General features: G+C 63.1%; 18 protein-coding genes. 10 read left to right on the forward strand and 8 right to left on the reverse strand.

Annotation, left to right across the window (positions count from 1 at the left end; translation table 11 throughout):
* Window positions 1-80: 80 nt before the first annotated feature.
* Window positions 81-2,654, reverse strand: coding sequence for a cell cycle histidine kinase CckA (cckA, locus tag NKH99_RS19695; RefSeq protein WP_352742617.1), 2,574 nt, complete (start codon window positions 2,652-2,654; stop codon window positions 81-83).
* Between the two features lie 203 nt (window positions 2,655-2,857).
* Between cckA and NKH99_RS19700 the strand changes: the two genes are divergently transcribed.
* Complete coding sequence (locus NKH99_RS19700) at window positions 2,858-3,610, forward strand: hypothetical protein (protein ID WP_352816456.1); 753 nt, start codon at window positions 2,858-2,860, stop codon at window positions 3,608-3,610.
* A gap of 83 nt (window positions 3,611-3,693) precedes the next feature.
* Here NKH99_RS19700 and dksA read toward each other — a convergent pair whose 3' ends face one another.
* Window positions 3,694-4,110 carry an RNA polymerase-binding protein DksA gene (gene dksA / locus NKH99_RS19705; RefSeq protein ID WP_023674847.1) on the reverse strand — a complete coding sequence of 139 codons (417 nt, stop codon included), beginning with the start codon at window positions 4,108-4,110 and terminating at the stop codon, window positions 3,694-3,696.
* A 260-nt stretch (window positions 4,111-4,370) separates the two neighbouring features.
* On the opposite strand from dksA, the gene NKH99_RS19710 reads away from it, so the two are divergent.
* From NKH99_RS19710 to NKH99_RS19735, 6 genes are all read left to right on the forward strand, one after another.
* Complete coding sequence (locus tag NKH99_RS19710; protein ID WP_352471715.1) at window positions 4,371-4,874, forward strand: SixA phosphatase family protein; 504 nt, start codon at window positions 4,371-4,373, stop codon at window positions 4,872-4,874.
* A 62-nt stretch (window positions 4,875-4,936) separates the two neighbouring features.
* Entirely contained in the window at window positions 4,937-6,415 is a 1,479-nt protein-coding gene (locus tag NKH99_RS19715; RefSeq protein ID WP_352502493.1) for a YcjX family GTP-binding protein, read from the forward strand.
* Complete coding sequence (locus tag NKH99_RS19720) at window positions 6,412-7,506, forward strand: YcjF family protein (protein WP_352471717.1); 1,095 nt, start codon at window positions 6,412-6,414, stop codon at window positions 7,504-7,506. The genes NKH99_RS19715 and NKH99_RS19720 overlap by 4 nt, the downstream gene beginning before the upstream one ends.
* An 87-nt stretch (window positions 7,507-7,593) precedes the next feature.
* Entirely contained in the window at window positions 7,594-8,148 is a 555-nt protein-coding gene (locus NKH99_RS19725; RefSeq protein WP_352720119.1) for a hypothetical protein, read from the forward strand.
* Window positions 8,149-8,513: 365 nt separating this feature from the next.
* Window positions 8,514-10,349 carry a monovalent cation:proton antiporter-2 (CPA2) family protein gene (locus tag NKH99_RS19730; protein WP_352682898.1) on the forward strand — a complete coding sequence of 612 codons (1,836 nt, stop codon included), beginning with the start codon at window positions 8,514-8,516 and terminating at the stop codon, window positions 10,347-10,349.
* Between the two features lie 20 nt (window positions 10,350-10,369).
* Complete coding sequence (locus tag NKH99_RS19735) at window positions 10,370-10,918, forward strand: DUF924 family protein (protein WP_353015132.1); 549 nt, start codon at window positions 10,370-10,372, stop codon at window positions 10,916-10,918.
* A 24-nt stretch (window positions 10,919-10,942) separates the two neighbouring features.
* Here the strand turns inward: NKH99_RS19735 and folK are convergent, their stop codons facing one another.
* From folK to folP, 3 genes are read right to left on the reverse strand one after another with little or no spacing between them, the layout of a single operon-like run.
* Complete coding sequence (gene folK / locus NKH99_RS19740; RefSeq protein ID WP_352471720.1) at window positions 10,943-11,467, reverse strand: 2-amino-4-hydroxy-6-hydroxymethyldihydropteridine diphosphokinase; 525 nt, start codon at window positions 11,465-11,467, stop codon at window positions 10,943-10,945.
* Window positions 11,451-11,810 carry a dihydroneopterin aldolase gene (gene folB, locus NKH99_RS19745; protein ID WP_353015073.1) on the reverse strand — a complete coding sequence of 120 codons (360 nt, stop codon included), beginning with the start codon at window positions 11,808-11,810 and terminating at the stop codon, window positions 11,451-11,453. Before folB ends, folK begins: the two co-directional genes overlap by 17 nt.
* A 3-nt stretch (window positions 11,811-11,813) precedes the next feature.
* Complete coding sequence (gene folP / locus NKH99_RS19750; protein ID WP_352540612.1) at window positions 11,814-12,659, reverse strand: dihydropteroate synthase; 846 nt, start codon at window positions 12,657-12,659, stop codon at window positions 11,814-11,816.
* 96 nt (window positions 12,660-12,755) lie between these two features.
* Here folP and NKH99_RS19755 point away from each other — a divergent pair, with 96 nt between their 5' ends.
* Both NKH99_RS19755 and NKH99_RS19760 read left to right on the forward strand, forming a co-directional pair.
* A complete protein-coding gene (locus NKH99_RS19755) occupies window positions 12,756-13,373 on the forward strand; it encodes a DUF922 domain-containing Zn-dependent protease (protein ID WP_352996696.1) in 618 nt (205 codons plus the stop codon).
* 200 nt (window positions 13,374-13,573) lie between these two features.
* Window positions 13,574-15,055 carry an MDR family MFS transporter gene (locus NKH99_RS19760; RefSeq protein WP_353015076.1) on the forward strand — a complete coding sequence of 494 codons (1,482 nt, stop codon included), beginning with the start codon at window positions 13,574-13,576 and terminating at the stop codon, window positions 15,053-15,055.
* Window positions 15,056-15,082: 27 nt separating this feature from the next.
* Here NKH99_RS19760 and NKH99_RS19765 read toward each other — a convergent pair whose 3' ends face one another.
* The 3 genes from NKH99_RS19765 to NKH99_RS19775 all read right to left on the reverse strand — a co-directional run bounded on the left by NKH99_RS19765 (window position 15,083) and on the right by NKH99_RS19775 (window position 16,980).
* Window positions 15,083-16,111 (reverse strand): NAD(P)/FAD-dependent oxidoreductase, encoded by a 1,029-nt coding sequence (locus NKH99_RS19765; protein ID WP_353015078.1) that lies wholly within the window; start codon window positions 16,109-16,111, stop codon window positions 15,083-15,085.
* A gap of 82 nt (window positions 16,112-16,193) precedes the next feature.
* Window positions 16,194-16,514, reverse strand: coding sequence for a 2Fe-2S iron-sulfur cluster-binding protein (locus tag NKH99_RS19770; protein WP_353015080.1), 321 nt, complete (start codon window positions 16,512-16,514; stop codon window positions 16,194-16,196).
* Between the two features lie 97 nt (window positions 16,515-16,611).
* On the reverse strand, window positions 16,612-16,980 hold the full coding sequence (locus NKH99_RS19775; protein ID WP_292660938.1) for an Hpt domain-containing protein: 369 nt from the start codon (window positions 16,978-16,980) through the stop codon (window positions 16,612-16,614).
* Between the two features lie 285 nt (window positions 16,981-17,265).
* Here NKH99_RS19775 and NKH99_RS19780 point away from each other — a divergent pair, with 285 nt between their 5' ends.
* On the forward strand, window positions 17,266-23,652 hold the full coding sequence (locus NKH99_RS19780) for an apolipoprotein A-IV repeat region-like domain-containing protein (RefSeq protein ID WP_353015082.1): 6,387 nt from the start codon (window positions 17,266-17,268) through the stop codon (window positions 23,650-23,652).
* Window positions 23,653-23,751 lie beyond the last annotated feature (99 nt).

A 23,751-nucleotide genomic window follows, 5' to 3' on the forward strand; every position in this document is an offset into this window, starting at 1 on the left:
ATGCTTTCCAAAACCCGCCGCCCGTTTCGCCTGTAATCATGGCAGTCTCACGACATTGCGCAAGCGGAGCGTTGGAAGGGTCAGGATTCCAGCATGTCCTTTACGATCGTGGCCAATTGCTTGAGCGAAAACGGCTTCGGCAAGAAGCCGAAATGCGCGTCGGCCGGCAAGTTCTTGGCGAACGCGTCTTCGGCATAGCCGGACACGAAGATAAACTTGATGTCGGGCTGCCGTTTGCGCAATTCGCCAAGCAGCGTCGGACCATCCATTTCCGGCATCACCACGTCCGACACCACGACGTCGACCTTGCCGCCGAGCGCTTCGTAGACTTCAAGCGCCTCGACGCCCGACGACGCCTCGTGGACGGTGTAGCCGCGCGATTTCAGCGCCCGCATGCCGCCCATGCGCACGGCGTCCTCGTCCTCGACCAGCAGTACCGTGGCCGAGCCCGACAGATCCTTGGCTGAGTCGGCGATCTTGGCAGGAGCGGCCGGCACTTCTCCAGCCTCGCCCGCCTTCCTTGCCTCCGCAATGTGCCGCGGCAGGAAGATGCGGAACACGGATCCCTTGCCAACTTCGGAATCGCAGAAGATGAAGCCGCCTGTCTGCTTGATGATGCCATAGACCATGGACAGGCCGAGGCCAGTTCCCTTGCCAACCTCCTTTGTCGTGAAGAAGGGCTCGAAGATCTTTTTCAGCACATCAGGCGCGATACCACTGCCGCTGTCCTCGACCTCGACCAGCACATAGTCGGCCGGAGTAAGTTCGCGGTAGGAAAAGGTCTTGCATTCCCCGGCGCTGACGTTGCGGGTGCGCACCGTGAGGTCGCCGCCGGCCGGCATTGCATCGCGCGCATTGACCACCAGATTGACCACCACTTGCTCGAACTGCCCGATATCGACCCTGACCGGCCACAGGTCGCGGCCATGGTCGATCTTGAGCTTGATATCGTTGCCGACCAGCCGGGCAAGCAGCATTCTGAGATCGGCGAGCACGTCGGTCAGGTTGAGCACCTCCGGCCGCAGCGTCTGCTTGCGCGAGAAGGCCAGCAACTGCCGCACCAGCGAGGCCGCCCGGTTGGCATTCTGCTTGATGTTCATGATGTCCGGGAATGACGGATCGGACGGCCGGTGGTTGGTCAACAGCAGGTCCGAGGCCATGATGATGGCGGTCAGCACATTGTTGAAATCATGCGCGATGCCGCCGGCGAGTTGGCCGACCGCCTGCATCTTCTGGCTCTGCGCCATCTGGCCCTCGAGGGCCTTTTGCTCAGTAGTCTCCACGGCATAGACGATGGCCGATTCCTCGGCGCCCTCGCCACCGGTACCGTCTGCGACCGCGTTGACGTAGAAGCGTATGTGGCGCTCCTCATTGCCGGGCAGCACCGTATCGATCGGCTCGATGTCAGCCTGTTGCTGGCGTGCCTTTTCAAAGGCCGCGGCGAAAGCCGGCCGGTCGCGCTCGTGGATCACCGTATCCAGCCGCACACGCCGATCGACCGCGTCGCGGTCGACGACCGAGGAAAACAGCGACAGGAATGGCGCATTGGTGCGCAGGATGCGGCCGGCATGGTCGACGCCGGCTATCGCCATCGGCGTCGAGTTGAAGAACCGCGTGAAGCGTATTTCCGATGCGCGGAGGTCGGCCGAAGCGTCCTCGCCTTGCGTCCGGTTGAGCACGATGGTGCGAGTCGGGCCGTTGAGACCCTCTCGGCTGGCCGAGACACGATGCATGAAGCGCACCGGCAGCGCCTCGCCGGTCATCGTCGTCAGATCGAGGTCGATAACGGCATTGCGCGTGGTACCAGCGTCGGCCTTGACCGAACGGACCAGCGCCATGCCGTCCCCGGCGACGATCTCCGGCAGCGTGATGGCGCCGGGAGTGAAGCTGGCCAGGTCGATGCCCAGCCACTCCGCAAGAGTCGCGTTGATATAGGTGACGCGGCCTTCCTGGTCGGCCGAAAAGAAACCGGCCGGCGCATGGTCGAGGTGATCGATCGCCTTTTGCAGGTCGAGAAAGAACCGCTCCTGCTCGGCCCGTTCCCGCGAGATATCGGCAAGCTGCCAGGCAAGCATGGGCAGCCGCTGGCCGGGAACGCTGAAGGCGCGGGCCCGAACGCGGTACCAGCGCGCGCCCGGTTCGGCGCCTGGCCGAATGGACTGCGCGAGCCGAAACTCGCCGTCGCCCGGCTGGCCGTCCCGCAGGCCTGACGCCAGCCGGTATATGGTCACCGAGGCCTCGGGAACGTCTGAAAGCAAACCTTCGACGGTCTTGAGGTCGGCGGCCGACTCGGCACCCGTCATATCGGCATAGGTCCGGTTGGCGTAGATGATACGGCCTTTGGTGTCGGTGACCAGGAGACCTTGCGACATCGAATCGACGAAAGCTTTCGACAGTTCGTCGCTTGTCGAGCGCGGCGTGATGTGCACGAAGCCGATCGCAGTGGCGAATAGAAAGCCGACGCCGATCATCGCCAGCACGCCAAGCATGCCAAGCAGGAATGGATCGCCAAGGCGCTCGCGGAAAAGGCCGAAGACGATCGCTGCCCCAGTCAGGACGACGATGAAGACGATGAGCCGGGTGACCGCTCCCGGTCGCGTGTTCTGGTCGACGATAGGTACCGGATAGAAATCGCCGCGCGCTTCCTTGGCCATGTGCCCCCTGCTCGTGAATTCCGGTGTCGGTTGAATCATATTCTCAGGGTTGGGAAAAGGCCCGGCTGCAGATGTCCGCTAAAAATGACGCCGTTCGGCTCCCGGCGTTTCAAGCTGTTCACGAAGCGTGAAAGGCAACTTGCGGTGGCCTGCCGCAACAGTCTAGTGTCGCTTCTCTTCGAAAGCTGATTTTGGGGGAACCAATGCTGCAATGGCTGGATGGCGTGGCGGGTCCTGGTTATGCCGCAGCAATCCTATGGACGTTTGCAGTACTTGTCCTTCTGCTCATCATTCTTGTTATCATCAGGCTGGTCCGCAGCCTGACGTTCGGGACATTCGTCGCCGGCGGCAGGAACCGCAAGACGCGGCTGGCTGTCATGGATGCCACAGCGGTCGACAGTCACCGGCGGCTGGTGCTGGTGCGCCGTGACGATATCGAGCACCTGCTATTGATCGGTGGTCCGACCGATGTCGTCGTCGAGCGCGACATCAGGCTCTCGGCGTTGCGGCGCCCGGCATTGACCGGAGACAACGGCCACCAGCCGGCAGCAAGGTCTGCTTCGACTACAGCCGCGCCGGTGAGGCAAGCGCCACCGCAGCCGGCAAGCGTAACCGCGACCCCTGTCCGAGCCCGCCAGACGGCGACGATGCCGGCAACAATGCCGGCGCCGGCGCCGAAACCGGCATCGAACGTCACGCCGTTGCCAAGTTATGGATCCGTCAACGCCAGTGCCTCGCGGCATGCGCAGCCGCCGGCAAGACAGGACTCCCCGGCAAGATACGAGCCGCCGGCACAGCACGAGTCGATTGACGATGCGCTGATGAAGGAGCTGGAGGTTTCCCTCGACGAGCCACGCTTCAGCCAAACGCCGAGCAAGCCGGTGGCGAAGGCATCACCCTCTCTCGACGACGAGATGACGAAGCTCCTCGGCGAGTTGTCCAATCAGAAAAGATAGGCCGATAGCGAACGGCCAATGAAAATGGCCGGAAAACCGGCCATTGTGAACGCTTTACCGATGCCGCTGTTTTTCCCGGCGACTCAGTCGTCGCGGTAGACCTTCTCGCGCCGCTCATGGCGCTCCTGTGCCTCGATCGACAAGGTGGCGATCGGGCGCGCGTCGAGCCGCTTCAGCGCGATCGGCTCGCCCGTCTCCTCGCAATAACCGTAAGTGCCTTCGTCAAGGCGCTGGAGGGCCGAATCGATCTTGGAGATGAGTTTTCGCTGGCGATCGCGGGCGCGAAGTTCGATGGCGCGGTCGGTTTCGGAGGAGGCGCGATCGGCGAGGTCGGGGTGGTTGGCGTTTTCCTGCTGCAGGATTTCAAGAGTTTCGCGCGCTTCGCGCAAGATGTCGTTCTTCCAGGTGACGAGCTTCATGCGAAAGTAGGATTTCTGCCGCTCGTTCATGAACGGCTCGTCTTCGGAGGGTACGTAATCGGCGGTAACGATGTCGTTCATTCGACTCACCCAACAAACCCCAAATTTGGCGCCTATATATTCGCGGACCGAAAGCTGCACAAGGTCAATCGACGACAGTTTCACGCAATTGTTAGTCTCGGACAAAACGGCGTCGGCGATGCCCTTTTTGCGAAGAATACGACCGAATCCGTACATGATTCGCTATGCTTGAGGGGCGCTTGCCATTGCGCACGGAGCTCTTCTGATGGCAAATCCTGCGGCGTGCTGACGGGTTCGGTGCCCGGCACAACGGGGATCCGGTGACCAGACTTTACCTGCTGAGGCATGCGAAGGCCGGCTGGGCGCTGCCTGGCGTGGCTGACTTCGACCGCCCGCTCGATCCATCCGGCTTCGCCGATGCCGAAGCGATGGGCGTCCTGATGCGTTCCCGCAAATACGCACCGGCCCTCACCCTTTGCTCAAGCGCCAAGCGCGCCCGCCAGACGCTGGAAAGCCTGGCTGGCCACACGGACACGGGCCGGGTGCTGTTCTGTGACACCCTCTACAGCGACGATGCCGCCGCGTACCTCACTGCCATCCGGCAGAATGGCGGGCTGGATGCCTTGCTCGTCATCGGCCACAATCCGATGATTGAGGATCTCGCCATGGCGCTCTCAGGCGACGGCGACGAGACCGCGCGGGCCATGCTGAACCACGGCTTCCCGACCTCCGCACTTGCGGTGGTCCGGTTCAACGGCAGACTTGCCGAGGCTGCGCCAGGCACCGGCTATCTCGAAGCCTTCCTGACGCCTGCCGATATCTGAGGCCATTTCAAAGCCGCGCATCAAAGCCTATATCGGATCCTGACCGGCCCGCGAGAACAGATTTGCCATCAGCGCTGACGACTTTTACCGACGAGGCGAAGATTGCCTTGGATACGTTGTCAGGCCGCGCTGCCGGGCTTTTCGCTCCGTCACTGCGTCTTGGCGTGACCGGGCTGTCCCGCGCCGGCAAGACGGTGTTCATCTCGGCCCTTGTGCACAATCTCGTCCATGGCGGACGCTTGCCGCTGTTTGAGGCACAAAAATCGGGGCGCATCGCCAGGGCTTTTCTCGAAGAGCAGCCGGACGACGCGGTCCCACGCTTCCAGTACGAGGATCACATCGCAGCTCTTGTCGACGATCGCGTCTGGCCGGATTCGACGCGTGCGATTTCCGAACTGAGGCTCACCATCGAATACGAATCGGCCTCTGGCTGGAGCCGCATGTTTTCCGCCGGCAAATTGTCGGTCGACATCGTCGATTATCCCGGCGAATGGCTGCTCGACCTGCCGCTGCTCGGCAAGTCCTACGCCGATTTTTCGCGTGAGGCCTTCGAGATGGCCGTGTTGGCGGTGCGTGTCGACCTTTCGCGGGAATGGCGGGCGCTCTCCGATCCGGTCGACCCCAACGCCGAGGCCGACGAGATGACGGCGCGCCGTCTCGCTGAGAGCTTCGCGGCCTATCTCAAGGCCTGTAAACTCGACGAGCGGGCGCTTTCGACCTTGCCGCCCGGCCGCTTCCTGATGCCCGGCGATCTTGAAGGCTCGCCCGCTCTCACCTTCGCGCCGCTGCCGAATCTGGGCGGCCGGCGCGCCCGCTCGGGATCGCTGCAGGCTATGATGGAGCGGCGCTACGAGGCTTACAAGACGCATGTCGTCAAACCGTTTTTTCGCGAACACATCACGCGTCTCGACCGCCAGATCGTGCTGATCGACGCATTGCAGGCATTGAATGCCGGCCCCGGTGCGATGGCCGATCTAGAGCGCGCGGTCACCGAAATCCTGTCCTGTTTCCGGCCCGGCCGGGGCAATTTCCTGACCGACCTGTTTTCGAGGCGTATCGACCGTATATTGGTGGCCGCGACCAAGGCCGACCATCTGCACCACGAAAGCCACGACCGGCTGCAGGCGATCGTGCGGCGGCTAGCCGACCGAGCCGTGGCGCGGGCGAATTTCACCGGCGCCGACGTCAACGTCGTCGCTATGGCTGCCATGCGCGCGACCCGGGAAGGCACGGTCAAGCAGGGCCGCGAAACTTTGCCGGTCATTATCGGCATGCCGTTGCGCGGCGAAAAAATCGATGGCGAAACCTTTGACGGAAAGACAGAAACAGCCATATTTCCCGGTGACTTGCCGGAGAAAGTTGATGCGGTGTTCGATGTTTCCGAATCGACCCGCCGGCAGAACGATGACGACCCCGCGATCCGCTTCGTGCGCTTTCGCCCGCCGAAACTCGAGCGCACCGCCGAGGGCGTCACGCTGTCGCTGCCGCATATCAGGCTCGACCGCGCGCTGCAGTTCCTGATCGGAGATCATCTCGCATGAGTGCGCCCCGCAGACCGGCGGCCTTTCGCATCGAGCCGGAGCCCCAGCAGAAGGAAGATTCGACGGCTCACCATACTGCGTCCGGGGCCGCGCCGGCGCGAAAGCCGCGTACCGTGACGGCGGATCTTGCCGTGGTCACACCGGCGGAGATCGACGTCTTCGACGAGCCTGATATCGTCGCCGCCGAACCGCCGCCGGCGATTGCGCCGCGAAAACGTTCGCTGCTTGGCAGCCTGTTCTTCGGCGCGCTGGGCGTTCTGGTTTCGCTCGCCGTCGGCCTCTGGACCGACCAGCTGATTCGCGACCTGTTCGAGCGCGCCGAGTGGCTGGGCTGGCTGGCTGCCGCTATGGCCGCGATCGCCATCCTGGCGCTTCTGATCATCCTCGTGCGCGAATTCATGGCGATTGCCCGCCTTGCCGAGGTCGAAAAGTTGCAGAAGCGGGCGCTCGATGCGATTGCCCGTGACGATCCGAAGGCCGCCCGCGCCGTCGTCGACGAGTTGTCGGTCTTTGTCTCGGCCAAGCCTGAAACCGCGGCCGGCAGGCGCTCGCTGGCCGAATTGCGCGGCGAGATCATTGATGGCGGCAATCTGGTGCGGCTGGCCGAGACCGAGATACTCGGCCCGCTCGATGCCCGCGCCAGGGTGATGATCCTCGAAGCGGCGAAGCGCGTCTCCCTGGTGACCGCGGTCAGCCCCCGCGCGCTGGTCGACGTCGCTTATGTCGTGTTCGAAGCCGGCCGGTTGATTCGCCGGCTGTCGGAGCTTTATGGCGGCCGCCCCGGCACGCTTGGCTTTTTTCGCCTGGCGCGCAGCGTTCTGGCCCATCTCGCGGTCACCGGGTCGATCGCCGTCGGCGACAGTTTCGTCCAGCAGATCGTCGGCCACGGCCTTGCCGCCCGGCTCTCGGCCAAGCTCGGCGAAGGCGTCGTCAACGGCATGATGACTGCGCGCATCGGCATTGCAGCGATGGAAACCGCAAGGCCCCTGCCCTTTTACGCGGTCAGGCGGCCCGGATTGGGCGATTTCCTCTCCGCGCTGACCTCCTTTGCAGCAAAGAAAGAAAAAGAAACATCCGCTTCCGGAACGTGACTATTGCCTTGGGGTGACAAAGCATTAACCAATCTTGTCCATGGTCGGAAGCGTCCAAACCAGTCTCTTTGTTGCCGGGTGTCGTCGATGAAAAGCGTTATTCTGTCCAGCGGGCTGCCCGTGGCACTCGCGCTTGTCGCAACCGTCGGCATTGCCGGAAAGACCTCGGCGGCGGAACCGGACAAGCAGTTCTTTCGGTCGGTCGAAGGCAAATGGGTCGGCCCCGGGGAAATCGTTGCCGGCAAATACAAGGGCACGAAATTCACCTGCAGCTTCATCGGCTCGACGCCTGACGGCAAGGTCGGCATGTCGCTCGACGGCGGCTGTCGGGTAGGCATGTTCACCCAGCAGATGTCGGCAACGATCGAACACAAGGGCCGGCAGGGCTACAAGGGCAGCTTTATGGGCGGGGCCGCCGGCTCCGGCCTCGACATTATCGGCGGCAATGTCGTCGATGCGCACAAGGTGGTTTTCACCATCAATCGCAATCAGTTGCGCGGCGTGATGCAGGCGCTTGTCCCCGACGACAATTCAATGACGGTGACCGTTGCCGTGCGCGTCGACCAGCAGCTGGTCCCGGTCATCGGCATGAAGCTGAAGCGGATCGATGCAGTCGAGGTCGGCTCTGTAACTCCGAACTGAGCTTTCGGCGTGAAAAAGGCGGCGGCCAAACGGCGCCGCCATCTTTTGATTTGCAAATAAGTGCTCAGCCCTTGATCGCGGCAATCACCTCGTCATAGGCCTTGCAGGCCTCGGCTGCTGTCGTGCCGCCCTGATACTTGGTTGTCACCGCCTGAAAGGGCCGCGACTTGATCGACGCTCGCCCTTCACTGGCCGAAGCCGGGCGTCCTTAGCGCCCGATTGCTGGAACAAGCAACGCGCGGGAGCCCATTATCCTGTTCGGTGCGCCTGCAATATCGCCTTCACAACGCGCCGGATTCGCACTGTTCGATCCGCCCCGAAGCCCCTATCTTGGCCGCTTGTTGCAAGAGAGCGGAACGGCAGGCATGGCGGCAGAGGCATCGAACGGCGATCTGATCCAGGTGGTGGCGCTGCTCGCCGCCGGCGTCGTTGCGGTGCCGATCTTCAGGCGCATCGGACTTGGCTCCATCCTCGGCTATTTGACGGCCGGCGTCGTGATCGGCCCGTTCGGGCTGCGCATTTTTTCCGAATCGGAAGCCATTCTTCATGTCGCCGAACTCGGCGTCGTCATGTTCCTGTTCATTATCGGGCTGGAAATGCAGCCGTCACGGCTATGGGGCATGCGCCGCGAGATCTTCGGGCTTGGCGCGCTGCAGGTCGGCGTCTGCGCGGTCCTGCTGACCGGCGTCGGCCTGGCGGGAGGTTTCCCGATCGCGCAATCCTTCGTCGCCGGCGCCGGTTTCGTACTCACCTCGACGGCAATCGTCATGCAATTGCTGGAAGAACGCGGCGACCTGGCCACGCCCAAGGGCCAGCGCATCGTCTCGGTCCTGCTCTTGGAAGACCTGGCCATCGTGCCATTGCTGGCGCTGATCGCCTTCCTCGCGCCGGGCGGCGCCGATATGAGCCTGTCGGATCGGTTGACGGAGGTCGGCATCGGCCTTGCCGCGATCGTCGGGCTGGTGCTTGCAGGACGCTATCTGCTCAATCCGTTCTTCCGTATCCTGGCGGATGCGCGCGCCCGCGAGGTGATGACCGCTGCCGCCCTTCTGGTCGTGCTCGGGTCAGCGCTTGCCATGCAGCTTTCCGGCCTGTCGATGGCCATGGGCGCCTTCCTGGCCGGCGTGCTTTTGTCGGAATCGACCTTCCGCCATCAGCTGGAGGCCGACATCGAACCGTTCCGCGGCATTCTGCTCGGGCTGTTCTTCCTCGCCGTCGGCATGTCGCTCGACCTGCATGTGGTCGTCGTCAACTGGCAGCTCATTGCCATCTATGTCGTCGCCTACATGATGATGAAGGCGATCGGCATCTACATCGTCGCCCGCATTCTCAAAACCGGCCACCGGGAAGCGCTCGAGCGCGCGGTCTTCATGGCGCAAGGCGGCGAATTCGCCTTCGTCCTCTATTCCGCAGCGGCGGCTGTCGGTATCATCGATAGCCAGGCCAATGCGATGCTGACCGCCATCGTCATCATTTCCATGGTGCTGACGCCCTTAGCGATCATAGCATTGCGGTATCTGACGCCGCGCGACGAGCAGTCGCTTGAAGGCGTCGATGTCGCCGAAGGCCTGACCGGCAGCGTGCTGATCATCGGCTTTGGCCGGTTCGGCCAGATCGCCAGCCAGCCGCTTTTGTTGCGCGGCATCGACGTCTCGATCATCGACAATGAGGTCGAGATGATCCAGGCGGCGGCCGATTTCGGCTTCAAGGTCTATTACGGCGACGGCACGCGGCTGGACATCCTGCGTGCCGCGGGAGCCGGGCGCGCACGCGCCGTGCTGATCTGCGTTGACAAGCCCGATGCCGCCGTGCGCATCGCCGAGCTCATCAAGGCGGAGTTTCCGTTGCTGACGGTGCTGGCGCGGGCTTTCGACCGCGGCACGGCGTTGCAGCTCATTCGTGCCGGCGTCGACTATCAGCTCCGCGAGACGTTCGAATCGGCGCTTGTCTTCGGCGGCTCGACACTGGAAGCTCTCGGCGTCGATCCGGAGGAGGTCGCCGAGGTAGTCGAGGACGTCCGCCGCCGCGATGCTGCCCGTTTCGAACTTCAACAGGCAGAAGGCATCCGCGCCGGGCGGCGCTTCCTCAAAGGCAATATCGGCACCCCCATCCCGACGCCGCTCAGCACGCCACGGCGCGTGGGCCAGGCGCTCAACGAGGAGACCGCCGGCGTGCTGCAGAAATCCGAACCGGCCGATTAAACGTTGGAAAGACGCGAATGATGAACGAACTGGACGACCGCGCTGTCTCCATCACCAGATTCTGGAGCGACGCCGGGGAGGACGCGTGGTTCGAGAAGAACGACGCCTTTGATGCCGACTTCCGCACCCGGTTTCTCGAGCTGCACTTTGCCGCCGCCCGCCGCGAATGCGACGGCTGGTCCGAACACGCCGAAGGGTCGCTGGCACTGATGATCCTGCTCGACCAGTTTCCGCGAAACTGCTTTCGCGCCACCGGCCACATGTACGCCACGGACCCGCTGGCGCGGCATTTCGCCGGGAAAGCGATCGCTGCCGGCCATGACCTGGCACTCGACGAAGAGCTCCGCGTTTTTCTCTATCTGCCCTATGAGCATTCGGAGGACCTCACCGATCAGCTCAAATCGGTAGAGCTTACCGCCGCCAAAGCCCCGATCTATCTGAAATATGCGATCGAGCATCGCGACATCATCCAGCGCTTCGGCCGCTTTCCGCATCGAAACAGGATGCTTGGCCGCGAGACGACACCGGACGAACAAATGTTCCTCGACGGAGGTGGGTTCTCCGGCTGATTTCAGGCACCGATGGCGACAGCATCAGGTTTTCCACCAATCCCGGCCTGACGCCAGCCGCTCAATGCCCGATGTGTCGACGGCGGCCAGCCGCTCCGATACGCTCTTGCCGTCGACCACAAGCTCGGGCGCAATTTCTGCCAGCGGCGCCAGCACGAAGGCGCGCTCCAGCATGCGCGGATGCGGCACCTCCAGTCCGGTCTCGTGGATGATGCGGTCGCCGAACACCAGAATGTCGATATCGATCAGGCGTGGACCCCAGCGCTCCTCGCGCACCCGCTTCAGTTTTCGCTCGGCGTCGAGGCAAAGGTCGAGCAAAGCCCGTGGCGCGAGCGCGGTCGAGATTTCGGCCGCCGCGTTGAGGAAATCCGGCTGATCGAGCTTGCCCCAGGGCGGCGTGCGGTAGAGCGACGAAACGGCAACGACGCGCGTTCTCTCGTTGGCATCCAGAATGCCCAGTGCCGCAGCCATCGACTTCGCCGGATCACCGAGATTGCCGCCAAGGCTGAGATAGACGGTGTTGTTGTTATTACTATTCTGGCCAGACAACGGTCACCTCGACATGATCGAGCACACCCGGCACCGGGGCGTTCGGTTTGCGCACGGTGATTTCGGCCTTCTTGATCTGCGGAAACCGCGCCGTCAGCGCCCTCGCCACTTCGAGCGCCAGCGCTTCGATCAGAAAACGCCGTTCGCCGGTAATGATCTTCTCGATGACCGCAAAGGCGATGCCGTAATTGACGGTGTCCTCGATGGAATCCTCGACCAGCGCCCGCCCGGGATCCACCGAGAGTGCCGCATCGACATAAAAGCGCTGGCCGAGCGTCTCTTCTTCGTCCAGCACACCGTGCCGGGCAAAGAAGGCGCAGTTCTTCATGCGGATGACATACATGGCTCAGCTTTCCCCGATCTCACGTGCCAGCATAGCATCGGCGATGGCCAGCGCATCCACGTTGATTGCGACATCGTGGACGCGAAAGAGATGCGCGCCTTTGAGCCTCAGGATGACGCTGGTGGCCGCGGTCCCGGCGCCTCTTGCGGCTGCGTCGCGGCCGGTGACGGTGCCGATAAAGCGCTTTCGCGATGTGCCGGCCATCAGTGGAAAACCCAGCGCATGAAGCTCGGAAAACCGTGCCATCAGGTCAAGATTTTCCGCTGCCGTCTCCTTGGCAAAGCCGAAGCCCGGATCGAGCACGATATGATCGTCGGCAACACCGCTCCGCCGCGCGATTTCCAGCGACTTCCTGAGGAAGAAGAGCTGATCGGCAATCACGTCGGGCAGTTTCTGCCGGTCCCGTCCCGTGTGCATGACGACAAGGCCAGCGCCGGTTTCGGCCGCGACGCGGGCAATGCCCGGCTCGCGCTGCAGGCCCCAGACGTCATTGACGATATGCGCGCCGGCTTGGACGGCAAGCCGGGCCGTATCCTCGCGATAGGTATCGACCGAGATCAGCGTTCCGCCGGCCTTCACCAGCGCCTCGATGACGGGCAGTATGCGGGTTTGTTCCTCCTTTGCGGAGACCGCAGACGCCCCGGGACGTGTCGATTCTCCGCCGATGTCGATGACAGAGGCCCCCTCCTCGACCATGCGGCGCGCCTGGGCCACTGCTTTTTCCGGCGCATCGAACAGGCCGCCGTCGGAAAAACTGTCCGGCGTGATGTTGAGGATGCCGACGACCACGGCCTTGCCGCCAAGGTCGAGATGGCGTCCGTGCGCCAACTGCCATCGCCCTGTCATCATTGCCCATCAACCATGTTCGATCCCGCGGCGTGGCGGGGGATCAATTCCGTTGCGCCGAGGACGGCGGTAAAGCAAGGTGGGCAAAGAGGCAACACGATGAAACGATCCCTCCTTTGCGCCCTGGTGCTCGCCCTGACCGCATTCCCGGCCGGCGCTGCAACGCTCGTCAAGACATATAGTTATTTCCCGATCGGCGGCAGGACGCTCGACGACATCGAGACCCAGCTGTCGAAACTCGGGCCTCAGGTGAAAAGCACCGGGTCGCGGCATCCGGGAGCTACCCAGATGGCGTTCACCACCCGCGTCAGCTATGCGCAAAAGCCGGGCTCGTGCTGGATTGCCGACGCTGTCGTCACCGTCAAGGTCAAGGTCATCCTTCCTGAGTGGCGCCGCCCGCGCAAAGCCGATGCCGGCGTCAGGCTGTTCTGGGATACGTTGTCCGCCGACATCAAGCGCCATGAGGAACGCCACGTCGAGATTGCCAAGAACCACGGCCGCGAACTAGAAGACGCCTTGAAGGCGAGCTACCCGGAAAAGACCTGCGAACTGGCAAAGGCCGAGGCCGCAAAAATCACTGCGGCCATGCTTGCCAAACACGACCATGACCAGATGCGCTTCGATCGTGTCGAAAGCGCCAATTTCCAAAGCCGCATCCTGCGGCTTTTGCACTATCGCATCGAGCGCATTGAGAACGGCCGGCTCGCTCCCGGCTGAACTCCGCGTCGTCGGACAAAGCCAATTTTGCCGAAACATAGTGCCAGATTCGGAAAACTTTCGAGCCGCTGTCGAAATCGGCCTATAGCGAACGACATATGCCAGGTTCGCAGGGATCAGCCTCCGGCAACGCCAATCGGCGTACTAGATGCTTCCCAGCCCGTCGCGGACGTGCACGCAGGCATAATGGATGAACGGATATGGACCAGGCTGTCGACAAGCAAACGATGGTGGAAACCAGCGCGCCGCTGACCGAAACCGAGAAAAACGCCATCATCGGCGGCGTGCTTTTGTCGATGTTGCTGGCGGCGCTCGACCAGACCATCGTCGCGCCGGCGATGCCGACGATGGCACGTCTGCTCGGGCATGCCGAATATCTGCCATGGATCGTGACCGGCTATCTTCTGACCGCGACCGCCGTGGCGCCGCTCTACGGCAAGATCTCCGATATTTATGGTCGCCGGCCGACCGTCTATGCTGCAATCCTGATCTTTCTCGCCGGCTCGCTGGTCAGCGCCACGGCCCCCAACATGCTGGTCCTGGTTGTCGGCCGGGCGATCCAGGGCGCTGGTGGCGGTGGCCTGTTCGCCCTGACGCAGACCGTGATCGGCGACCTCGTGCCGCCGCGCGAGCGGGCCCGATACGCCGCCTGGATCTCGGGCACATGGGCCGTCGCCAGCATCGCCGGGCCGCTGCTCGGCGGCACCTTCGCCGAACATTTGCATTGGTCGCTGATCTTCTGGATCAACATTCCGCTCGGCCTGCTGGCCATGGCGATCATCAACAACCCGCTCAAGAAGCTGCCGATCGCCGCAAAACATCACCGCATCGACGGCCTCGCCGCGCTGCTTCTGGTCGCGGCCACCTCGCTGCTGCTGCTTGCCTTGAACTGGGGCGGCAGCGAGTATCCGTGGCTGTCGCCTGAAATCCTTGGACTGCTCGCCTGCTCGGCGGTGTTCTGGAGCGCGTTCGCGCTACGGCTCATGCGCGCGGCCGAACCGCTGATCTCGCTCGAAGTGCTCGGCAATCCGATCGTTCTCGCTGGCACATTGTCGATGTTCCTGCTGCAGGCCGCCAATGTCGGCTTGTCGGTCTATCTGCCGGTCTACCTGCAATCGGTCGTCGGCCTGTCGGTCAGTCAATCGGGCACCGCATTGCTTGGGCTGATGCTCGGCACGGTGGCCGGTGCGACCTTCAGCGCGCGAATGATCCCGCGCTTTTTCCACTATAAGCGCATTGCCATGATCGGAACTGTTTTCTCGATCCTGTGCCTCGGCGTGCTCAGCCTGGTCGCCGGGCATGCCTCACTGTTGCTCGTCGAGGTGTTGACGACCTGCGTAGGCCTGGGCACAGGCACGACCTTTCCGGTTGCCACCGTCTCGGTCCAGAACGCCGTCGATCGCATGCACCTTGGCGTGGCGACCGGCGTTCTCACCTTCCTGCGCTCGCTGGGCAGTGCGCTCGGCGTCGCCATGCTTGGTGCCGTCGCCCTTGGTTACGGCCTGCCGCTGGCCAGCGAAGGCACGCAGCCGGCCGGCCATATCGCCTCGGCCATGCCGTTCGTGATGATCTTTCTTGCCGCGGCCGCGATCTTGCTGTTGTCGCTCATCACGCTCTGGCTGATGCCGGAGAAAACGCTTCGCGGCCATGCCGAGGCTGTGGCTCCAGCCTTGGCGGAGTAGACCGGCCCGACGAAAATATGGCGAGGTTCAGTCGACCACGCCGAGCTTCTTCTGCAGACTGGTTGACGAGGTCGTATACTGAAAAACGATGCGCTCGCCGGGGCTGACGATGCGCTTGGCCGCTTGCGCCATCAAGGCGACCTCGTGGAAGCCCGACAGGATCAGCTTCAGCTTGCCGGGGTACCAGTTGATGTCGCCGACGGCGAAGATGCCGGGCACCGACGTCTGGAATTTTTCGGTGTCGACCGGGATCAGGTTCTCGTGAAGGTTGAGGCCCCATTCGGCGATTGGGCCGAGCTTCATCGTCAGGCCGAAGAACGGCAGCATCCGCGTACACGGCACTTCGATATCGCCCTCCGGCCCCTTGATGGTGGCGGAGGCGAGCCGGCCGTCGGCGCCGGTCAGGCCAGTCACCTGTCCGACCTGGAATTCCAGCTGCTTCATCTCCTGCATGGCATACATCTTGTTGACGCTGTCGGGCGCTGCACGGAATTCGGGCCGCCGGTGCACCAGTGTGACGCTCTTCGCCACCGGCTGCAGATTCAGCGTCCAGTCGAGCGCCGAATCGCCGCCGCCGACGATGACGAGGTCATGGCCGCGAAAGTCCTCCATCCGGCGCACCGAGTAGAACACGCTCTTGCCTTCATAAGGTTCGATGCCTGGGATCGGCGGCCGCTTCGGCTGGAAAGAGCCGCCGCCGGCGGCGATCACCACAATTTTGGCTTCGAACACCTCGTTTTCGTCGGTGGTGACGCGGAAGCTGCCGTCGTCCAGCCTTTCCAGGCCCGAAACCATGCGGTTATAGGTGAATTCGGGCTTGAACGGCGCGATCTGCTCAAGCAGCTTGTCGACCAGACCTTGTGCCGAGATCGAGGGCCAGCCCGGAATGTCGTAGATCGGCTTTTCCGGGTAGAGTTCGGCACACTGCCCGCCGGGCCGGTCGAGTATGTCGATCAGATGGCACTTCATGTCGAAGAGGCCGAGCTCGAATACGGCAAACAGGCCGACAGGCCCTGCCCCGACAATGAGTACGTCCGTCTTGGTGATAGCGGTCATGAAGCATGCGCCTTTATGGGAAAACGGCGCGACACTGCATGACCATTGGTCCGCTGCCAAGCGGCAGCCGCAAAAATCGGCTTCACCCCTGGCGGGCCGGCACGCGCACGACCAGCCCCTCGAGGGCGTCGCGCACCTTGATCTGGCATGACAGCCGCGAGTTCGGCTGGACCTCGTAGGCGAAATCCAGCATGTCCTCTTCCATGGCTTCCGGCTCGCCGACCTCCGCCGTCCAGGCTTCGTCGACATAAACATGGCAGGTCGCGCAGGCGCAGGCGCCGCCGCATTCCGCTTCTATTCCCGGCACCGCATTGCGGATCGCATTTTCCATAACGGTCGAGCCGTTTTCGGCATCCACGTCAAAATGCGTGCCGTCATGGGCGATGAAGGTCAGTTTGGTCATTTGTCACCTGAAGGGAGTCTGAGCCGACATAATCACTCTGCCGGACAAGTCAACTACGGCGCCAAAGCGCCGCTGTGTGGCGTTTTGGGAATAAGCGCTATCGGCTGATGGCGGCGACGAAGTCGCGCACTTCTTCGATCAGCGAGCCAAGCCGCTTCAGCGTGCTGGCGTCTTCGGGCCGGCATTCGATCGCGCTGGCGCAATCGGCAATGGCGAAGGCGCCGACCCCGCGCGCCGAGCCTTTGAGCCCGTGTGCCAATAGCAGCCGCTGCCTGACATCCGCATCGACGATCTTGTCGCGCACCGACAGCGCCTGCTGCACGAACAGAGCCAGCACCTCCTGCTCGAGGCTCCGATCGCCCATCGTCTGGCGTGCAAGATGCGCCAGGTCGATCGGCCGTGCGCCGGCTGTCCCCGACACGTCGCCGCCGGGCATCGAGAAGGCAATGCCGTTTTCGCCACGTATCACTTTGAGACTCCGTTCTTCGACCGCCGCAAAAACTAGGCGTATCCGGTGGACAACGGGTTAATGATTGGCCCGGAAAAATGTCGCGATAACGGCGCCGGAATCACGGCTGTGTTAACCTTATATTTAAAGTTTTACGTATCGGGCGGAATGCATGTTTTCTTTACCCGGCTGTGTCATTACGATACGACAGGTCCATTTTCAGCCTCCTGCGCGGGACACGCTAGGCAGAATCAATAAGCACAACCATAAGTCCCGCGGCAGCTTGTACAGGGTAGCGAAGGCATGGCGAAGAAACCAACGACGACAAGAACGCTCGACAGCGACGTAGCCAGGGAACTTGAAAAGGCACTTGATATCGATCTGAGCGGCGATGCCGGCGGCGACTTCGACATGGCTGCATCCATGGAAGATCTCGAAGCACAAATATCGCAAGCCGCCGACGAACTGGCGCGCGAAGGTCGCAGCCAGAACGAAGCGCCTGCCCCGGACCAGACCCAGAACGCGGCACCTGCCGCCAATCAAAGCCAGATCGCAAATCCCGCGCCAAAGGCCAAGCCGGCTGAGTTGCGTCCTGTCGCAACGCGCAATGGCTCCCAGCCGGCAGCTTTCTCGCCGGCCAACGACGATCGTCAAAAAGACTATAAGACGCTCCTGCACACCCTCAATCGCCGCGCCTCGAACACGATCTACTGGGTCGTGGCTTTCGTTTCGCTGGCCTGGATCGCCGGCGCTGGCGGCCTTGCGAACCTGTTGTTCGGACCTGGCATCTGGAACATCCGCACCTTCGATCAGTTTTTCGCCCGTCCGGAGCTGATCGGCCTGGCGGTCGCGGCAATAGTGCCCGTCATCCTGTTCTGGGCATTCGCAGTGATGATTCGCCGCGCTCAGGAGATGCGCCTTGCCGCGCAGTCGATGACCGAGGTGGCCTTCCGTCTGGCCGAGCCGGAAAATCTTGCCCAGGATCGCGTCATGATGATCGGCCAAGCGGTTCGCCGCGAGGTGGCAGCCATGGGCGAAGGCATCGAACGCACGCTTGCGCGTGCCGTCGAGCTCGAAACGCTGGTCCACAGCGAGGTGAACCAGATCGAGCGCTCCTATTCAGAGAACGAGTCCCGCATCCGCTCGCTGGTCGACGGGCTGGGCAGCGAGCGCGAAGCGGTCGTCACCCATGCCGAGCGCGTGCGCGCCTCGATCACCGGCGCCCACGAGACACTGAAAGACGAGATCAACGCCGCCAGCGATATCATTCGCGACAGCATTCTCAACGCCTCGACCAAGCTGTCGATGACGATCAACGAATCCGGCGACACGCTGATCGACAGGATCAACGGAAGCTCGATGTCGATCTTCGATTCGGTGGAAGGCCGGCTCGAATCGATCACCGATCGGCTGTCGACGTCGGGCGAGGCCTTCGCCAGCCTGCTCGACACCCGGATCGCCAAGCTGACGGACACCACCGACGGCCTGACGCGGTCACTGACCGACCTGCTCGACGACCGCACGAGCGGCATGGTGTCGCTGCTCGGCGGTGCCGCTCGCACACTCAATTCGGAATTCGAAGCCAGTCTCAACGGCATCGAACGGACGCTTGCTGAACGTGGCCAGGCGCTGATCAGCGAGTTCCAGACCCGCGCCGAGGCGCTCGACACCGGCACGCAGAAGCTCAACGCCGCGCTGGAGGCTCGCGCACGCCAGATCAACGAGACGCTGGTCGAGCGCGCGCGCGAAATCGCCCACACCTTCCAGGATAGCAAGGAGACGCTGTCGGCGATGATCGATCAGGGCAAGACCCAGATCGGCGCCGACATGGCCGATATCATTTCATCGACCTCGACCATGCTTGAAGCCCGCGCCGGCGATTTCGCCGGGCGCATGGAAGCGGCGCGCCATGTCGTATCGCGTTCGTTCGATACGGACATCGAGCGGCTTGCCGATGCTCGCGCCGGCATCGAGGAAGCCGTCGAGAACCACAGCCGCAAGCTTTCCGAAAGCCGCGACCGGATGGCGGCGGCAATGCAGGCCGATCTGGCGAAGTTCGCCGAAGGTCGCGCCGAAATCGACGCAGCGGTGGCTAACCAGGTGCAGAAGCTAGCCGAAGGCCGCGGCCTGATCTCGCGCGCCCTTGAAGAGGATCTGCGCAAGGTCAATGAATCGCGCGCAGCGATCGACGCTTCGCTGGGCAGCCATCTCGAAAGCCTTGAAGAGGGTCGCAACAGGCTTGCCCAGGCCTTGAACGAAGACTCTGGAAAACTCGTGCAAGCCCGCACGATAATTGATGAAATGGTTGCCGGGCATGTCGGCAAGCTCGCCGAGGGCCGCAGCATCCTTTCGCGCGCGCTCGAGGCCGACCTCGGCAAACTGGCAGAGAGTCGCGCCAGCATCGACGGCCTCGTCGCCGGTCAGGTCGAAAAGATCGCCGAGGGCCGCGCCATACTCGCCAGTGCGCTGGAAGCCGACATTGCCGGCATCAATGGCCTCATCGAGGCCCATTCGGCGAAATTGGCGCAAGACCGCAGCGGGCTTTCCCAGTCACTCGATAACGACCTGTCCGACATCAGGAGCCTGATCGCCGATCATTCGGGCAGGCTCGCCGATGATCGCAGCCTGCTTTCGAAGACGCTTGAAGACGATCTTGCCAAGCTGGCCGAAAGTCGGTCGAGCATCGACGGGCTGGTTGCCGGCCAGGTCGAGAAGCTGGCCGAAGGCCGCGACATCCTCAAGCGCGCGCTGGAATCGGACCTGAACGCTATCAAGGGCGTCATCGCCGGCCAGTCCGAAAAGCTGGCGGAAGACCGTGGCCAGTTGTCGCGGGCACTGGAGAGCGACCTGCAGGCCGTGCGGGGCGTTGTCTCCGATCACATGAACAAGCTCGCCGAAGACCGTTCGACCCTTTCGAAGGCGCTCGAAGACGATCTCGCCAAGTTGGCCGAAAGCCGCTCGAGCATCGATGTGATGGTTGCCGGCCAGGTCGAAAAGCTGGCAGAGGGCCGCGACATCCTCAAGCGTGCGCTCGAAGCCGATCTGAGCACCGTCAAGGGCGTCATCGCCAGCCAGTCCGAAAAGCTGGCGGAAGACCGTGGTCAGCTGTCGCGGGCACTGGAGACCGATCTCGAGACCGTGCGGGGCGTCGTCTCCGAACATATGAACAAGCTTGCCGAAGACCGTTCGGCCCTGTCGAAAGCGCTCGAGGACGATCTTGCCAGGCTGGCAGAGAGCCGTTCGAGCATCGACGGGCTGGTCGCCGGCCAGGTCGAGAAGCTGGCTGAGGGTCGCGACATCCTCAAGCGCGCCTTGGAAGACGATCTTGCCAAGCTGGCCGAAAGCCGCTCGAGCATCGACGGACTGGTTTCCGGCCAGGTCGAGAAACTGGCCGAAGGCCGCGATATCCTCAAGCGCGCCTTGGAGGCCGATCTCAACACGATCAGGGGCGCCATCGCCGATCAGTCGCAGCTATTGACCGATAATCGCGCGCAGTTTTCGCGTGCGCTGGAAGCCGATCTCGGCAACGTCAACAGCCTTGTCGCAACCCACGCAGAGAAGCTCGTCCAGGACCGCTCGACCCTGTCGAAGGCGCTCGAGGACGATCTCGCCAAGCTGGCCGAAAGCCGCTCGAGCATCGATGGGCTGGTCGCCGGCCAGGTCGAGAAACTGGCGGAAGGCCGCGACATCCTCAGGCGCGCGTTGGAAGCCGACCTGGAGAGGCTTGCAATGAGCCGCAGCGAGGTCGACGAGATTGTCGCCGGTCATGTCGGCAAGCTGAGCGAGGGCCGCGACATGCTGACCCGCGCATTGCAGGACGATCTCTCCAGGCTCGCCGAGACGCGCAAGGATGTCGACCGTTCGCTGTCCGGCCATATCGATCAGATCGCCGCCAGGAGCACCGACATCTCTGATGCGATCGCTGCGGACGTAGAAAAGATCGAGCAGGCGTTCAGCCGGCAGACAGGCATCATTGAAGAGCGCGCCAGCACAATGGAGCGGGCGCTGTCGACGGGTGTCGACAATGTGCGCAGTGTGCTCGAAAGAAGCGCGGTCTTCGTCGCCGGCGCGCTGCGCGAGAAGGTCATGGAAGTTACCAGCGCGCTGCATGAGCAGGCGGGCGCGGCGTTCAGCGATGCCGACCGCAAGATCGCCGAGCGCGCCGAGCAGACCTCGGCCGCCCTGCTCGCCAGGGCGGAGGACATCGCCCGCACCTTTGAAGAGGCGGATCGTCGCCTCGCCGCCCGCGCCGAGGATACGTCGAGCGCACTGATTGCCCGCGTCGACGACACGTCGAACAGCTTGCTCGCGCGTGCCCAGGAAACGGCCGATCAGCTGGCAGCCAGAGCAAGTGAGATTGCCGGCACCTTCGACGCGGCGGACCACAGGCTGGTCTCTCGCGCCATCGAAACGGCCCAGTCGCTGGCGGCGCGTGCCGGCGACATCCTGCGCAATTTCGAAACAGCCGACGAGCGGCTGGGCGTGCGCATCGGCGAATCCGCCGAAGCGCTCGCGGCACGTGCGTCGGATCTCGGCCGCATTTTCGATGCCGCCGACCAGCAACTTATTTCGCGCATTGCCGAGGGCTCCGAAGCACTTTCGGCCCGTGCGTCCGAGATCGGCCGCATCTTCGAGGAGGCCGATCATCGCCTGGTGTCCCGTATCGCTGACAGCAGCACCGCAATCGGCGAACATGCCGACACCATTGTCGGTGCCTTCACCAGCACCGAGCAGCGGGTTGCCGAACGCGCCAGGCAGACTGGCCAGGAACTCGCAGTCCACGCCCGTGAAATCGAGCAACTGCTTGCCGGTGCCGACGAACGCCTGGCATCGAGTGCTGCCGCCACTGCGGCCCGCGTCGAGGAGCAGGTCGCCAGCGTCGAGAACCGCCTCGCTTACTCCGCCGAGACAATGGGCCAAAAGCTCAACGAACAAGTCTCGGGTGCCGAAGCGCAACTGGTCTCGCGTGCCAACACCATCGCCGAAACCTTCACCGCGGTCGGCCAGCATATCGGTCAGAGCACCAATGACGCTGCAAAGACCATCGGTGCCAATACTCGCGAGCTCAGCACGATGCTTGCGGCCCGTTCGGCAGAAATATCGAAAATCCTGGACGAGACGGCGCGGCCTCTGGTCGAGCGCTTCGCCCAGGGCGGCTCCGAGCTGCAAAAGAGCATGGAAGAGGTCACCGAACGTGCGACCGAGAAGCTGCGCAATCAAAACGCCGCCCTCGTCGACGCCATCGCCAGCCGCACGGCCGAAACCCTGTCGGCCGTCGAAGGCGCGCGCTCGACGCTTGCCGACAGCGTTGCCGACCTCATCGGCCGCATGACCACCTCCAGCTCGCAGCTCGGTCAATTGATCGAGCAGGCGGCGACCAATCTCGGCCAGGTCGACGAACGCCTGACCGGGAGCACGCAAAGCTTCGCGGCGACCACGGAAAAGACCGCGCAGACCTTCGCCAGTTCGGCGCGTCTGGTCGATTCGAACACGACGCGGCTCACCGAGCTGTCGTCGTCGACCTTACGCGAGGTTGCTTCAATCGCCACCAAGTTCGACGAGCACAGCCGGTTGCTTTCCAGTGCCTCGGACCTGTTGAGCTCGGCCCAGAGCAATCTTGAGCACACGCTCGAAAGGCAATCGTCGCTGGAGGACCTCGCCGTCGGCCTTGTCAAGAAGTCGGAAGATCTCGAAAGGGTCATGCGCTCGTTCGAGAATTTGGTCGGCCAGACGCTGCAGAACGCCGAGGGCAAGACGCTGGAATCCGCCGACAAGATCCGTACCGCGATTTCCGAAGTGGTCGATTCGGCAACCAAGCGCTTTGCCGATGCGACCGAGGAGATGCGGCGTACCGCCGGCTCGATCAAGAGCGAGCTCGACCTCACCCGGGCCGAGCTTAAGAAAGGCGTCATCGAGATGCCGGAAGAGGCAAAGGAATCAACCACGGCTATCCGCCGTGCCGTTTCAGAGCAGATCAACGCGCTGAAGGAACTTTCTGAAATCGTTGCGAAATCTGGCCGCAGCGCCGACAGTTCGGAACAGCGCAACCTGCGTCCGGCGCCGCAAGCGCCTGCCGCACGCCCCGCCGAACCGCCACGTCGCCCGGCTCCGGCTCCCGAACAGCGCCGTGCACCGCAGGCGCCTTCGGGCGAGACGGCGCTGCGCGGCACGCTCGACCTCGAACGTCCGGCAGACCAAGCGCCGCGCCAGCGCGACCCCAACGGCCGCACGCCGCAGGGCGGTTGGGTGCGCGACCTCCTGACCGGTGCATCGCGCGAAGACGACGCCAAGCCGGCAGCGCCTGCCGAAGCGCCGCGCCCGGCTCCCGCTGCGCGTTCGCCGCTTCATGTCGTGGAATCGCTGAACTCGCTCTCGGTCGATATCGCACGCGCCATCGATCACGACGCCTCGATCGAGTTGTGGAACCGCTACCGGCGCGGCGAGCGCGACGTCTTCACGCGCCGACTTTACACGCTGAAGGGCCAGCAGACGTTCGACGAGATCCGCCGCAAATATCAGTCAGAGGCGGAGTTCCGCGCTGCTGTCGATCGTTACTGCGACGATTTCGAAAAGCTGCTCAAGGACGTGTCGCGCAACGACCGCGACAACATCATGGCGCAGACCTACCTGACGTCGGACACCGGCAAGGTCTACACCATGCTTGCCCATGCCAGCGGCCGTCTGCACTAAGCGGCGGGACAGGAAAACAGAAAGTGCACTCTGCCCTTTCTGCTTAGACCCGATACTGAAAAAGATAGTCCGCAAATCTCCTGATTTGGTCGGATGTTT

Source organism: Mesorhizobium sp. M0854, assembly GCF_040319815.1.
GTDB lineage: Bacteria > Pseudomonadota > Alphaproteobacteria > Rhizobiales > Rhizobiaceae > Mesorhizobium.

Coding starts and splice junctions, on each gene's coding strand:
- cckA (WP_352742617.1), bottom strand. CDS start 2,654: ATGGCCAAGGAAGCGCGCGGCGATTTCTATCCGGTACCTATCGTCGAC.
- NKH99_RS19700 (WP_352816456.1), top strand. CDS start 2,858: ATGCTGCAATGGCTGGATGGCGTGGCGGGTCCTGGTTATGCCGCAGCA.
- dksA (WP_023674847.1), bottom strand. CDS start 4,110: ATGAACGACATCGTTACCGCCGATTACGTACCCTCCGAAGACGAGCCG.
- NKH99_RS19720 (WP_352471717.1), top strand. CDS start 6,412: ATGAGTGCGCCCCGCAGACCGGCGGCCTTTCGCATCGAGCCGGAGCCC.
- NKH99_RS19725 (WP_352720119.1), top strand. CDS start 7,594: ATGAAAAGCGTTATTCTGTCCAGCGGGCTGCCCGTGGCACTCGCGCTT.
- NKH99_RS19730 (WP_352682898.1), top strand. CDS start 8,514: ATGGCGGCAGAGGCATCGAACGGCGATCTGATCCAGGTGGTGGCGCTG.
- NKH99_RS19735 (WP_353015132.1), top strand. CDS start 10,370: ATGAACGAACTGGACGACCGCGCTGTCTCCATCACCAGATTCTGGAGC.
- folB (WP_353015073.1), bottom strand. CDS start 11,810: ATGTATGTCATCCGCATGAAGAACTGCGCCTTCTTTGCCCGGCACGGT.
- folP (WP_352540612.1), bottom strand. CDS start 12,659: ATGATGACAGGGCGATGGCAGTTGGCGCACGGACGCCATCTCGACCTT.
- NKH99_RS19755 (WP_352996696.1), top strand. CDS start 12,756: ATGAAACGATCCCTCCTTTGCGCCCTGGTGCTCGCCCTGACCGCATTC.
- NKH99_RS19760 (WP_353015076.1), top strand. CDS start 13,574: ATGGACCAGGCTGTCGACAAGCAAACGATGGTGGAAACCAGCGCGCCG.
- NKH99_RS19765 (WP_353015078.1), bottom strand. CDS start 16,111: ATGACCGCTATCACCAAGACGGACGTACTCATTGTCGGGGCAGGGCCT.
- NKH99_RS19770 (WP_353015080.1), bottom strand. CDS start 16,514: ATGACCAAACTGACCTTCATCGCCCATGACGGCACGCATTTTGACGTG.
- NKH99_RS19780 (WP_353015082.1), top strand. CDS start 17,266: ATGGCGAAGAAACCAACGACGACAAGAACGCTCGACAGCGACGTAGCC.